We start from the raw sequence: 13256 nt of genomic DNA on the forward strand, positions 1-13256 counted from the left end.
GTGGTTCAAAGACGTTATGATATATAGGAGGCCGTAATGGGCTATAGAGTCGCCGTCGTGGGCGCCACAGGTAATGTGGGCCGCGAAATGCTGAATATCCTGGCGGAACGCCAGTTTCCTGTCGATGAACTTGCTGTGCTGGCATCGCGCCGCTCGCTCGGGACCGAAGTCAGCTTTGGTGACAAGACCCTGACCACCCAGGATCTGGACACTTTCGACTTCACCGGCTGGGACATGGCGCTGTTCGCCGTGGGCTCTGAGGCGACCAAGACCTATGCACCGAAAGCTGCTGCTGCCGGCTGCGTGGTGATCGACAATTCGTCGCTCTACCGCTACGACCCGGACATCCCGCTGATCGTTCCGGAAGTGAACCCGCAAGCGGTCCATGACTATAAAAACAAGAACATCATCGCCAACCCCAACTGCTCAACCGCGCAGATGGTTGTGGCCCTGAAGCCGCTGCATGACCGCGCCAAGATCAAGCGTGTTGTCGTGTCGACCTACCAGTCAGTGTCGGGCTCGGGCAAAGACGCGATTGATGAGCTGTGGAACCAGACCAAAGGCATGTATGTGCCGGGTCAGGAAGTGGAACCGTCGGTCTACCCGAAACAGATCGCATTCAACGTGATCCCGCATATCGATGTCTTCATGGATTCGGGTGACACGAAAGAAGAGTGGAAGATGATCGTCGAGACGAAGAAAATCATCGACCCGTCGATCAAAGTCACCGCCACCTGCGTGCGCGTACCGGTCTTCGTGGGCCACTCGGAATCGGTGAATATCGAAACCGAAGACTTCCTTGACGAAGACGAAGCCCGCGACATCCTGCGCGAAGCGCCGGGCATTCTGGTTGTCGATAAACGCGAAAACGGTGGCTACGTGACCCCGGTCGAATGTGTCGGCGACTACGCCACCTTCATTTCGCGCATCCGTCAGGACGTAACCGTGGAAAACGGCCTGAACCTGTGGTGTGTCTCGGACAACCTGCGCAAAGGTGCTGCACTGAACGCCGTGCAAATCGCCGAGCTTCTGGGCCGTGAGGTTCTGAAAAAGGGCTGATCCCTTTTCCAACCAATTCCGAAAAGCCCCGCCTATCCGGTGGGGCTTTTTCTTTTGGCACAAAACCCTGCTCTCTTTTTCTTGCTGAAAATACCTCTGGGTGAGCGCGCAGCGCGAGGGGCAGCGCGCCTTACCGAGGCGCAGCCGAGGCCCCCCAACCCCAAACAAGCCCCACCGGGGCGCAGATGTGGGGGCAGGCGCACATCACCTCCGGCAAAGCTCCGCCCGCAGATATTCTCCATCTTCCCATCCAACCGCAGCCATGCTCAACTCATCACAACATTGAGTTGATAAGGATATTTCATGCGACGTGCCCTCTTGCTCTCCGCCCTCACCACCCTGCCCCTGCCGCTCTGGGCTGACGATTTCTACGCCTCTGCCCCGGTAATCTCCGCCATTCTCTACCCAGATGGCGCGACCCAAACCCACCAGATCACTGTTGATCTCCCAGCAGGCCAGCATCGCATCCTTGTGCCATTCATCACTTCGGATACGCAGCTAGGCTTGCCCGACATCACCCTTCTTTCTGACGGTGCACAGATGGGCGCGCTGGGGTATCTACCCGATACGTCAGTTGACCCTGGAACACTGTACACAGCAGCCCAAACTCGTGCCCATGGCATGGTGGAAACCGCAAAAGAGGCTTTGAAATCACATCAGGAAACGCTGACGGCTATTCGTGACGAAGTTGCTGCCCTCAAGCGCCAACTGGAGTTTCTCTCGACCATCAGCGCCCCACAGGAAGCCGCGACTGTCGAAGACCTTACCGCAATGCTGAACCTGATCGGAGATCAGTCCAAAGACATCCGTGCCCAAATCTCTACAAAGAACCGCGCACTTGCTGAGGGCAAAGAGCAAGAGATTGATCTGCAAGCTCAGCTCACCAATGCCGAAAGAGAGTTTCAACGGCTTTCTCCACCAAAGGACAATCCGGATCTCCTCTCCATTCCTGTCCAGCTCACCGCGCCTCAAACTGTCTCGGTCGCGCTCACCAGCAAGTCCGGCAACGGTGGCTGGATCCCCATGTACGAACTACACCTGAACGAAGGACAAAACCCAAACCTGACTATCAACCGGAAATTCGCAATCCGCCTACCGTCCGAAGCTGTTTGGAATGACATTGATCTGACCCTGTCGACACAGCGCCCGTCAGGGCAGGTGGAACCTTCCACCCCCTACGCAAACCAAGCCAGCATCCACAAACCGGTCCTCACATCTCGCAAGACACAAGCCGCCTCCGAGCTAATGGACATGGCCGCGGCCCCGATGGTTGAGCGTGAGCTGGTTGTCGTTGAGGAAGCGGGTATGCACGTCGATACTGGCGGCGTGGCTGTAACCTATCATTACAACCAAAAGGTTTCGGCTCTCGCAGGAGATGCACAGGTTCTGGATCTGGACAGTCTTATTCTGCCCGTAACGCCAGAAATTTATGCGGTGCCGCGTCGCGATGAGACCGCGTTTCTTGTCGCCCAGCTGAGCAATGACACAAAAGAACCCTTCCTCGGAGGAAACGCTCGCATTTATCGCGGCGATACATTGATGGGCCAGACACAAATGCCCTTCCTCGCCGCCGGTGACGAAACCACTTTACCCTTCGGCCCCCTTGAAGGCATTCGTCTGGAGCATGTGGTGGCCGACAATGAAACTGGAGATCGAGGGATTATCACCACCACCAACACCCGCGAGCAGGACACGCTTTTCCGTGTGACCAACCTGACTGGCGAGGTGCAAGAGGTGCGCGCCTTCTATCCGCTCACCTATTCCGAACAGGAAGATCTTGAGGTCGAGATCCGTGCCACGCCCCGACCGGAAGAAACCGATCACGAAGATAAGCGCGGGCTATCGGTCTGGGATCTTTCCTTGGCCCCCGGCGAGGAAGCTGAGGTCACAATCAATACCAAGCTGAGCTGGCCCGAAGGGTGGGCGCTTAACTGGCGCCCTTGATCGGGGAGCGTATCAAAAAGGGCGGCTCTGATTGTTCAGTGCCGCCCGTTTTGTTCTGGGTGCTCCGTGACCGGATCAGATCTCGGATATATTTCTCAACGGAAACCTCCATCAGGTCCGCTGATCGTTTCAGATCGACCAGCGTCTCCAGCGGCATTTCCAATCTCAACGTTACATCGGTCAAAAGTTCAGCATGACCTGAGTTGATTAACGAGCGGTATGGGTTGCGCCCGCGTCAGACCGGTTGGAACGTGTCGCTTGCTGCGTCGTAATACTCCAAACTTCCTTCCCCAATATCGGTCCAAAGACCGTGCAGCGACAATTGCTCGCTGTTCACAGCTTCTTGCACGAATGGGAAGGTCATCAGGTTGTTGAGCGATACGACCACCGCTTCTTTTTCCAGATCGCGGTCGGTGATTTCAACCGCTTTTGCCTCCAGCTTTTCATAACCAGGCTTCAGCAGACTTATCCACTTGCCAACAAAGCTGCTTCCCTCAGACAATTCCGGCGCATGACCTTTACACATGTCGTGGAATCCTTTCACACCACCGCAACTTGAATGTCCCAGCACAATCAGATGAGTGACATTCAGAGCCGTTACAGCGTATTCCACCGCCGCCGAAGTGCCGTGGTAATCGCCTTCCGGCTCAAACGGTGGCACCAGGTTGGCGATATTTCGGTGCAGGAAGAACTCGCCCTGATCCGCCCCAAAAATCGACGTCACATGCACGCGAGAATCGCAGCAGGACACAATCATGGCACGCGGGCGCTGGCCTTCGTCTGCCAAACGGCGATACCAGGCTTTGTTCTCGGCATATCCTGTGGCTTTCCATCCCTCATAACGCTGTACGAGATAGGCGGGAAGGGGCTTGGCTTTGTCCATGTCGTTCTCCTTCGGTTTCGGGTGGTTTTAGCGACAATTCGCTGGGAATTCGAGTGATTTCTGCGGGCCGAATATACGTTTTCTTGAGAAAGAAGCGACATGCTCGGCGGCACGAGGGAATACATTAATGGGGTGTCGCCGTGAGCGCAGTAGAGCATTTGCATCAAAAGGAAACCGTCCTCTTGGACAGGGAGCAACTCAAGACTTTGTACCTGCAACTCGATCCGATCGGGGCCGACAAAATGGTCAATCAATCCTTGGAGGATCTTGCCGTTTGCCTTGCTCAGATTAAAAAAATGCATCTGGGGGGGCAGGCAGAAGAGGCGAGGCATGAAATACGGTCGTTGCTTGCCATTGCCCGCAAGCTTGGCATGACGACACTGGCGCGGATCTGTAGGGATGCCCTGGATTTGGTTGGGGGTTCCGACGGCATAGGGTGTCAGGCGGTTTTGGCACGCCTGAACCGCGTTGGCGAAGGATCTTTGATTGCAGTGTGGGATTTACAGGACATGAGTGTCTGAATAACCCGGCTGATTGGCATCCGATCTCACGGCGATCCTCGGTCCCGGGGTTGCAGGCAGAGCTGGGGAAGGTAGTCTTGGGCAACACAATCAGACAGGTTCACTATCCCCATGCGCTTTGCCTCCAACACGTCCCGAGCCGTGCCACTTCATGTCATCGATCAAGAGGATATGTCGGCACTTGAAACCCTACCAGCCAGTGTAAAAACATGGGCAGAGACAAACGGGTTCAAAGCTGCCCTAGGTGAAGTGCTTGCGGTCCCCGGGGAAGACGGGACAGTTTCCGTGGCTCTCGTTGGCTATGGTGCACCAAAAGACCGCGCGCGGAAACGTTTTGGGCTGGCTGCGGCCCGGGCCAAACTGCCAGCCGGAACATATCAACTGCAAGGCTCGCTGGAAGGGGAAGCGCTGGATGAGGCCGCTTTGGGCTGGCTCTTGGAAGGCTATCGGTTTGACCGTTACGCAAATCAAAGCAGACCAGTTGCCGAACTGATCGCCCCGGACGGTGTGGATGCTGCTCGTCTCGAAGCCATTGCCGCTGGGGAAGCCCTTACACGCGATCTGATCAACACCCCGACACAGGATATGGGCCCAGCCGATTTGGAGCAGATTGCCCGCGATCTGGCTGTCCAGTTTCAGGCGGATATTGCCGTGACCGAAGGTGAGGCTTTGCTCGAGCAAAACTATCCGATGATCCACGCTGTGGGACGGGCGGCACATCTGCCCGACCGCTGCCCACGCCTGATCGACATGCGCTGGGGTGAGGAAGGTCCGCAGCTGACGCTTGTTGGGAAAGGTGTGTGCTTTGACACGGGCGGCCTGAATCTCAAACCCGGCGGTTCGATGGCGCTGATGAAAAAGGATATGGGGGGCTCTGCCACTGTTCTTGGGCTGGCCCGAATGATCATGTCGCTTGGGCTGAAATTGCGCCTACGCGTTTTGATCCCTGCCGTGGAAAATGCCGTGTCTGGCAATGCGTTCCGACCCGGAGACATCCTGACCAGCCGCAAGGGGTTGACGGTAGAAGTGAACAACACCGATGCCGAGGGACGTCTGGTTTTGGCGGATGCGCTGGCTCTGGCAGATGAGGAAACACCCGATCTGATCATCTCGATGGCGACCCTGACAGGGGCTGCCCGTGTGGCGGTGGGACCAGATCTGTCCCCCTTTTACGCCACGCGGCCGGAAGACGCAGACGCCATTCGCAATGGCGCAAAACACGTCGCCGATCCGGTTTGGGAAATGCCGCTGTGGTCCCCCTATGAAACGATGATCGAACCGGGAATTGCAGATCTCGACAACGCCCCAAAAGGTGGATTTGCCGGATCAATCACCGCCGCCCTATTCCTGAATCGCTTCGTGACCGACACGCCCCGCTACATGCATTTCGACATTTATGGCTGGAACCCGACCTCCGCCCCTGCCCGGCCCAAAGGTGGCGTGGGTATGGGAGCGCGCGCAATTCTTGCCGCCCTGCAGGATCTTTTGGACCTATGAGTGATCCACGCCTGACCCCAGCCAATCCACGCGTCGCACATGAAACTTTGCGTGGTCTGGTCAAGGCCCAACGCTTTACACCCGGCATGTTGCGACGGGTCATCACGCCCGTCGCTGACATTCTGCGCCAACCCAATGGCCCTCGCGACCGGCAGGCATTGTATGGCGAGCAGGTATTGATGCTGGAAGAGCATGAGGGGCACGCCTTTGTGCAGGCTGAACGGGATGGCTATGTGGGATATATGGACATTGTCTGTCTTGGCTCCGCGCAGGGGGCAACCCACTGGGTCAGCGCCGCCGCCACACATCTTTACCCGGAACCGGATTTTAAAATCCGCGAAGATCTGGCGATCTCGTTCGGGTCGCGTCTGACCATTGTCGCCGATCATGGCCGCTTTTGTGAAACCGAAGATGGTCTTTTCGTCCCCAGCGCTCATCTGACGTCGCGGGGAGATTTCCTGCGCGACCCCGCCCAAACAGCCGGACTTTTTCTTGGTACGCCTTATCTTTGGGGTGGGAATTCTCGGGCAGGGATCGACTGCTCTGGGCTTGTACAGGCCGCCCTTCTCGCGGCGGGGATTGATTGCCCCGCAGACAGCGACATGCAGGAGAAAATCGGGCGACCCATTCCGGATATTGCTCCATTGGCGCGGGGGGATTTTCTGTTCTGGAAAGGTCATGTGGCTATGGTCTTTGACCATGAACGCCTGATCCATGCGAATGCCCATCACATGGCTGTCGCCCTTGAAAAGATCGAAGACGCCAAATCGCGGATTGAAAACCAAGGGGATGGTCCGGTCACTGCCCGGCGCCGGCTTTGGTAGGCACGACTTCAGGCGCAGGGTTTTCCAAAACCCCGGATCGCATCAGGTTCAGTCGATCGAACGGATCAGCTTACGCTCCAGCACGCGCAGGACATTGCGCAGGTCATCTCCACGTTTGAGCACGCGCCCATCCATGGCAATGACTGAATATTGGCCCTGCCTCAGGCGCAGCCTCGGTCTTTTCTCAATCCGATAAAGCGGGTGTTCTGCCGTGCGACGAAACACGGAAAACACCGCCAGATCTTTGAGAAAACTCATGCCGTAATCGCGCCAATCCCCCGCTGAAACCATACGGCCATAGAGCCCCATGATCACGCCCAACTCTCTTCGATCAAAAACAACCTGTTCCGACGGTGGCCCGCCAGGGATGTTAGAATTGGAATGTTGGATATTCATGCCACCAGCTTGCCTTGCTCCGTCGTTCAAATCAATACCTAGTGTGCATCGCCTCCAATTGCCCAAATTCTGCCGTGAAATAATCCGTGTTTTTTCTCGAAGCCTCCCCGTTGCTGCCGCGAAGCACCGGCAGATATGATCCTATAGCGAGCAACAGCTCACCCGGTGCCGCGTTCGTTTAGCCCCCATCCAGTCCGCGGCACCGGGAGCTACCAATCCCCGCGCCTTTGGTGCGGTTTTTTTGTGTCTGGCTCCAATCTTATTGGACATCCCCACAGAACTATTGACCGACCGGTCGGTTTTGTGCATCCTCTCCATAGGGAGCCGGGAGAGACAATGACACCTCAACAACGCGCAGAGCGTTCAGCCAAAGCCATGTGGGCCGATGATCCGGCCAGCCAGGCGCTTGGGATGACGCTGGATGACATCGGCCCCGGACGGGCTGTGATCTCGATGCCGGTGCGTGCCGATATGGTGAATGGGCATGGCATCTGCCACGGAGGGTTCACCTTTGCACTGGCCGACAGCGCCTTTGCCTTTGCGTGCAACAGTTACAATCTGCGGGTTGTCGCCCAGCATAATTCGATCACCTATCTCGACCCCGGTCAGCTGGGTGAACACCTGACAGCCACAGCCACTGAGACCAGCCGCGCAGGGCGGTCAGGCATCTACGACGTCGTCGTAAAGGGCGAGGATGGACGACAGGTGGCCCTGTTTCGCGGACATTCACGACAGATCAAAGGCACCCATTTTGAGGAATGACTTTTCGATCGGGCGAGTGTGAGGAACAGCTCGCCGATCAACCAACATCCGCGCCCCACACGAGGCGCAGCGTCAGGGAGAAACGCATGGAAGATTTGACACCGAGCCGGGACAGTCTGGACCCGATCGAGATCGCATCACGGGACGAAATTCAGGCGCTTCAGCTGGAGCGGATGAAGTGGTCCCTAAGCCATGCATATAAAAACGTGCCCTTTTACCGCAAACAATTCGACGAGGCCGGGGTGCATCCCGACGATCTGAAATCACTCTCGGATCTGGCGAAATTTCCCTTCACGGTGAAGCAGGACTTGCGTGACAATTACCCATTTGGCCTGTTTGCTGTCCCGCGCGAGCAGATTGCCCGCGTACATGCGAGCTCTGGCACAACCGGTCAGCCCACAGTTGTTGGCTATACCAAGAATGACCTGACCATGTGGGGATCTGTTGTGGCACGCTGCCTTCGGGCCTCTGGTCTGAAGCCGGGAGATGTTCTTCACAATGCTTATGGTTACGGGTTGTTCACTGGCGGGCTTGGCGTGCATGGCGGGGCTGAGCAATACGGGCTGACCGTGGTGCCGGTGTCCGGCGGCATGACCCAGCGCCAGGTGCGCGTGATCGAGGATTTCGGCGCGACCGGCATTACGGTAACCCCCTCCTATTCACTGTCGATCCTCGATGAATACAACAAACAGGGGCTCGACCCACGCAAGAGCCCGCTCAAGGTCGGCATCTTCGGGGCCGAACCCTGGACCAATGCCATGCGTGGCGAAATCGAAGATGCCTTCGACATGCATGCGGTGGATATTTATGGGCTTTCCGAAGTGATCGGACCCGGCGTCGCCAATGAATGCGTCGAAACCAAGGACGGGCTGCATATCTGGGAAGATCATTTCTACCCTGAGATCATCAACCCCGACACCGGCGAAGTGGTCGAAGATGGCGAGCTGGGGGAGCTGGTGTTCACCTCGCTCACCAAAGAGGGCTTTCCGATCATCCGCTATCGCACCCGCGATTTGACCCGCCTGTTGCCGGGCTCTGCGCGATCAATGCGGCGGATGGAAAAGATCACCGGACGCTCGGATGACATGATCATTCTGCGCGGCGTGAATGTCTTCCCGACCCAGATCGAAGAACAGTTGATGGATGTGACGGCGCTTTCACCTCATTTCCAGATCGAATTGTCCCGCCCGGGACGTATGGACGAGATGCATATACATGTGGAATTGGCCGAAGGTCAGCCCGACGAGGCATCCGAAGCCGCCGCCCGGGCCCTGTCTGGCAAGATCAAATCCAATGTCGGCGTATCAGCCAAGGTTCATGTCAGCAAAAGCGGAGCGGTTGCGCGAAGCGAGGGGAAAGCTGTAAGGATCGTCGACAACCGTCCGAAGGAGTGACCCATGCCGCGAGGGATTGCCCGCGATCACGAAGAAAAACGCGCTGCCATCCGCAAGGGGGCAGCGGCCTATTTCGCCGAGCATGGGTTCGACCGCGCCTCGATGACGGGAGCGGCCAAACATTGCGGCGTCTCGAAAGCGTTGATCTATCACTATTATGACAGCAAGGAAGCGCTGCTCTACGACATCCTCGACAATCACCTGTCATCCTTGGTGGAGGAAGTGGAAGCCGCCCCTGAAACCGACGGGTTACGTGGTCTCGTCCGGGCCATTCTGACCGCCTATAAGGGCGCAGATGCAGAGCACAAGTTGCAGCTCGACGCATTGTCGGTGCTGGAGCCGCAGCTGCAAAAGAACCTCTTTGATTTGCAACGTCGTCTGATCGACATGATGGGTGAGGCCCTGAAATCTGCCGCACCGGATGCATTGGAAGATGGTGCAAAACTGCGCCCCGTCACAATGTCGGTATTCGGTATTCTCAACTGGTATTACATGTGGAACCGACCGGGGCAGGGGTTGAACCGTGAGGAATATGCCGATCTGGTTACCGACATGCTTCTGGGTGGATTAAAGGCGCTTTAACGCGCGCTCCTCCAGTCTGCTTTTCCGATTGAACCTGCGGGTGGAACCTAGCTGCAATAGAGCATTAGGTTTTCGAATTCATGACGCATTTTTTCGATACATGTCGCGTCAAGGCAAGGTCACGTCGCCCACGTATTGATTTCATCCAAGGTTTCGCTCACCCTAGGAAATGATCCGTTTTGGGGGCTTTGGTCCATCATGTCGGTTCGTCAGCCTACTCAAGCGTTTTTCGCTTTCTCTCATACGGGAAAACCGTAAAGACAAACCGAAAAACGCTTTTACTTTTTGGAGGAATTCTCATGCGCACCCGTGCCGCCGTCGCCGTAGCCGCCGGACAACCGTTGGAAGTAATGGAAGTGAACCTTGAAGGCCCGCGTGCGGGTGAGGTTCTTGTGGAAATCAAGGCCACGGGTCTGTGTCATACCGACGAATTCACCCGCTCGGGCGACGATCCTGAAGGCATCTTCCCGGCCATTCTGGGCCACGAGGGTGCTGGCGTTGTGATTGAAGTGGGCGAGGGTGTGACCTCGCTGGAGGTGGGCGACCACGTCATCCCGCTTTACACACCTGAATGTCGCGAGTGTGACTATTGCCTGAACCCCAAAACCAACCTGTGCCAATCGATCCGTTCGACGCAGGGGGCGGGTCTCTTGCCCGATGGGTCCACCCGGTTTTCAATGCTCGATGGCACGCCGATCCATCACTACATGGGGTGCTCGACCTTCGCCAACCACACGGTTGTGCCGGAAATTGCGCTGGCCAAGGTGCGCAAGGACGCGCCCTTTGACAAGATCTGTTACATCGGCTGCGGCGTGACCACCGGGATCGGCGCGGTGATCAACACCGCCAAGGTCGAGATCGGTTCGACCGCTGTTGTGTTCGGCCTGGGCGGCATTGGCCTCAATGTCATTCAGGGCCTGCGCATGGCCGGGGCCGACCAGATCGTCGGTGTGGACCTGAATGACAGCAAAGAAGAGATGGGACGCCACTTTGGCATGACCGACTTTGTGAACCCTTCGAAGGTCGAAGGTGATCTGGTGGCACATCTGGTTGAACTGACCGGCGGCGGGGCGGATTACTCGTTTGACGCAACCGGCAATGTGAACGTGATGCGCACGGCGTTGGAGTGTGCCCACAAAGGGTGGGGTGAATCGATCATCATCGGTGTGGCCCCTGCGGGTGCCGAAATCTCGACCCGTCCGTTCCAACTGGTCACCGGCCGCGTCTGGCGCGGCACCGCATTTGGCGGCGCTTCGGGGCGCACGGATGTGCCCAAGATCGTCGACTGGTACATGGACGGCAAGATCGAGATCGACCCGATGATCACCCACAAACTGACCCTCGATCAGATCAACGAAGGGTTTGATCTGATGCATGAAGGCAAATCAATCCGGGCCGTGGTCGAGTTCTGAACCGACCAAAGGCATCGAAATCTTGGGGGAGCCTTCGGGCTCCCCTTTTTTCATTGCTATGGATCACGCCAAACGCGACACCAAAGCGCCTTGTCAAAGGCAAGCAATTCGCTAGGTTTGAACACTTCTAGTTCAGGAGTTCCCCATGCTGTCCGGCACCCTCAATCGTCGTCGCTTCTCCGACCTCTCGGAGCAAGAGATCCTCGCATTGGCAATTTCAAACGAAGAAGATGATGCACGGATTTATCGGCAGTATGCCGAGCTTCTGCGGGTCGATTACCCCTCTTCTGCCAAGGTGTTTGACGGCATGGCCGAAGAAGAGGACGAACACCGACGCATTCTGATCGAGGCCCACAAATCCCGGTTCGGGGATGTGATCCCACTGATTCGGCGCGAGCATGTCGCCGGGTTTTACGCCCGCCGCCCCGTGTGGCTGGTAGAGAATCTGGGTCTCGAAACCATTCGTGCTGAAGCGCGCGAAATGGAGCGACAGGCAGAGCAGTTTTATCGCAAGGCCGCAGATCGCACATCTGATGCCGACACACGCAAGTTGCTGGGCGACCTCGCAGCAGCCGAAGCCGATCACAGCGATGTTGCTGGACGCCTGGAAGCGGAGCACCTCGAAGACGATGCCCGCAGCGAAGAGGACGCGGACGCCCACCGCCAATTCATCCTGACCTGGGTTCAGCCCGGTCTGGCGGGCTTGATGGACGGGTCGGTATCAACCCTTGCACCAATTTTTGCCACCGCCTTTGCCACCCATGACACCCACACTACATTTCTGGTCGGGCTGGCTGCCTCGGTCGGTGCAGGGATCTCAATGGGTTTCACCGAAGCGGCGTCGGATGATGGGGAACTGTCCGGGCGCGGCAGCCCGGTCAAACGGGGTTTTGCCTCGGGCATCATGACAACATTAGGTGGCTTGGGCCACGCCCTTCCCTATCTGATCACAGACTTCTGGACCGCCACAACCATCGCCATCATCGTCGTGTTCATCGAACTTTGGGCCATCGTCTGGATTCAGAACCGCTTCATGCAAACGCCATTTGCGCGCGCGACCATGCAGGTCGTGTTGGGCGGGGCATTGGTCTTTGCGGCGGGCGTACTGATCGGCGCCGGGTAGAGCGAGCTTATGTAGAGACAGACCGACTGGAACACCCGTGCGCGAGTGATCACGCTAAGTTCATGACCATCTCATAAAACACCTGATTTGCGCTGCGCGCATGGGGCAGGATATCGGGGCGAGATTCTGCCTTGAATAGGTCTTTCAGCCAATTCGCTGGATCCGCCACGACAGGCGGGATCAGGAATCCTTCGAACTTGCTGGAATACGGCAGACACAAGACACGTCGGCCAAGACACATGCCCCAATATACCCCGTGATATGAGTTGGTCACGATGGTCGCGCCAGAAGCCAGAAACTCCAACGTCTCATCGAGCGTACCCCCATGGTTGCCGCGCGATGGGATGCCATCGGGTTTCTGTAATCCATCCGACTTGCGATCATGGGTGAACAGGACCACATCATGGCTTGGCTGCGGGGGGGCATCAAAGAAAGGTGACATCGCGCTAGGGCATGGCACATGAGCGATGCCCGGAAGGCCGAGATCCCGACTGGAGATCAAAGTGAACAAGCCTTGCAGCGCTTGAAAATGCGTGGTTTTCACGCGCTTTTGGGTCATCCCAATGCCCCAGATCACACGGGCCCGCGCATCCGGACTGTGGTAAAGCCCTCCATCAAGGCACTGCTGCGCCACCTGCCCTCCTCCAAACACAACGACATCGCAGGCTGGTACATCTTCACCAAAGTTCTGAAATACAGACGGCCCGAAATCGAACCAAAGGCCGGGGCTGCAATTCTCATCGCCCACATTGCCACTGCCGCGTCGGTGTTGAAATACGAATGAAGTCATGGCCAAGTGGTGGCAGAGGAAGAGCAATGTCGTCAATCCCACAATTCTACTTATGCTGGTCTGAGCATA

14 protein-coding genes are annotated in these 13256 nt (G+C 57.1%); 11 read left to right on the forward strand and 3 right to left on the reverse strand.

What is annotated here, in order from left to right:
• Window positions 1–36: 36 nt before the first annotated feature.
• On the forward strand, window positions 37–1059 hold the full coding sequence (locus tag O2N63_RS00650; RefSeq protein WP_271052095.1) for an aspartate-semialdehyde dehydrogenase: 1023 nt from the start codon (window positions 37–39) through the stop codon (window positions 1057–1059).
• Between the two features lie 303 nt (window positions 1060–1362).
• Window positions 1363–3003, forward strand: a complete 1641-nt coding sequence (locus O2N63_RS00655) for a DUF4139 domain-containing protein (RefSeq protein ID WP_271052096.1) — start codon at window positions 1363–1365, stop codon at window positions 3001–3003.
• A 235-nt stretch (window positions 3004–3238) separates the two neighbouring features.
• Here O2N63_RS00655 and O2N63_RS00660 read toward each other — a convergent pair whose 3' ends face one another.
• The gene (locus O2N63_RS00660) at window positions 3239–3886 is read right to left on the reverse strand and encodes a carbonic anhydrase (protein WP_271052097.1); all 648 of its coding nucleotides are present in this window, start codon (window positions 3884–3886) and stop codon (window positions 3239–3241) included.
• Window positions 3887–4026: 140 nt separating this feature from the next.
• Here O2N63_RS00660 and O2N63_RS00665 point away from each other — a divergent pair, with 140 nt between their 5' ends.
• From O2N63_RS00665 to O2N63_RS00675, 3 genes are all read left to right on the forward strand, one after another.
• Window positions 4027–4407 carry a hypothetical protein gene (locus O2N63_RS00665; RefSeq protein WP_271052098.1) on the forward strand — a complete coding sequence of 127 codons (381 nt, stop codon included), beginning with the start codon at window positions 4027–4029 and terminating at the stop codon, window positions 4405–4407.
• Between the two features lie 105 nt (window positions 4408–4512).
• Window positions 4513–5904 (forward strand): leucyl aminopeptidase family protein, encoded by a 1392-nt coding sequence (locus O2N63_RS00670; RefSeq protein WP_271052784.1) that lies wholly within the window; start codon window positions 4513–4515, stop codon window positions 5902–5904.
• Window positions 5901–6728, forward strand: a complete 828-nt coding sequence (locus tag O2N63_RS00675) for a C40 family peptidase (protein WP_271052099.1) — start codon at window positions 5901–5903, stop codon at window positions 6726–6728. The genes O2N63_RS00670 and O2N63_RS00675 overlap by 4 nt, the downstream gene beginning before the upstream one ends.
• 48 nt (window positions 6729–6776) lie before the next feature.
• Here O2N63_RS00675 and O2N63_RS00680 read toward each other — a convergent pair whose 3' ends face one another.
• Complete coding sequence (locus O2N63_RS00680; protein ID WP_271052100.1) at window positions 6777–7124, reverse strand: DUF2794 domain-containing protein; 348 nt, start codon at window positions 7122–7124, stop codon at window positions 6777–6779.
• Window positions 7125–7460: 336 nt separating this feature from the next.
• On the opposite strand from O2N63_RS00680, the gene paaI reads away from it, so the two are divergent.
• The 5 genes from paaI (at window position 7461) to mbfA (ending at window position 12397) form a co-directional block, all read left to right on the forward strand.
• Complete coding sequence (gene paaI / locus O2N63_RS00685; RefSeq protein ID WP_271052101.1) at window positions 7461–7886, forward strand: hydroxyphenylacetyl-CoA thioesterase PaaI; 426 nt, start codon at window positions 7461–7463, stop codon at window positions 7884–7886.
• Window positions 7887–7972: 86 nt separating this feature from the next.
• On the forward strand, window positions 7973–9280 hold the full coding sequence (paaK, locus tag O2N63_RS00690; protein WP_271052102.1) for a phenylacetate--CoA ligase PaaK: 1308 nt from the start codon (window positions 7973–7975) through the stop codon (window positions 9278–9280).
• Window positions 9281–9283: 3 nt separating this feature from the next.
• Window positions 9284–9862 (forward strand): TetR/AcrR family transcriptional regulator, encoded by a 579-nt coding sequence (locus tag O2N63_RS00695; RefSeq protein ID WP_271052103.1) that lies wholly within the window; start codon window positions 9284–9286, stop codon window positions 9860–9862.
• 299 nt (window positions 9863–10161) lie between these two features.
• Window positions 10162–11274, forward strand: a complete 1113-nt coding sequence (locus tag O2N63_RS00700) for an S-(hydroxymethyl)glutathione dehydrogenase/class III alcohol dehydrogenase (protein ID WP_271052104.1) — start codon at window positions 10162–10164, stop codon at window positions 11272–11274.
• 145 nt (window positions 11275–11419) lie between these two features.
• Window positions 11420–12397 (forward strand): iron exporter MbfA, encoded by a 978-nt coding sequence (mbfA, locus tag O2N63_RS00705; RefSeq protein ID WP_271052105.1) that lies wholly within the window; start codon window positions 11420–11422, stop codon window positions 12395–12397.
• 49 nt (window positions 12398–12446) lie between these two features.
• Here mbfA and O2N63_RS00710 read toward each other — a convergent pair whose 3' ends face one another.
• A complete protein-coding gene (locus O2N63_RS00710; RefSeq protein WP_271052106.1) occupies window positions 12447–12839 on the reverse strand; it encodes a hypothetical protein in 393 nt (130 codons plus the stop codon).
• An 18-nt stretch (window positions 12840–12857) separates the two neighbouring features.
• Between O2N63_RS00710 and O2N63_RS00715 the strand changes: the two genes are divergently transcribed.
• Window positions 12858–13181 (forward strand): hypothetical protein, encoded by a 324-nt coding sequence (locus tag O2N63_RS00715; protein WP_271052107.1) that lies wholly within the window; start codon window positions 12858–12860, stop codon window positions 13179–13181.
• Window positions 13182–13256 lie beyond the last annotated feature (75 nt).

This window comes from Aliiroseovarius salicola, from assembly GCF_027891095.1.
Lineage (GTDB): Bacteria > Pseudomonadota > Alphaproteobacteria > Rhodobacterales > Rhodobacteraceae > Aliiroseovarius > Aliiroseovarius salicola.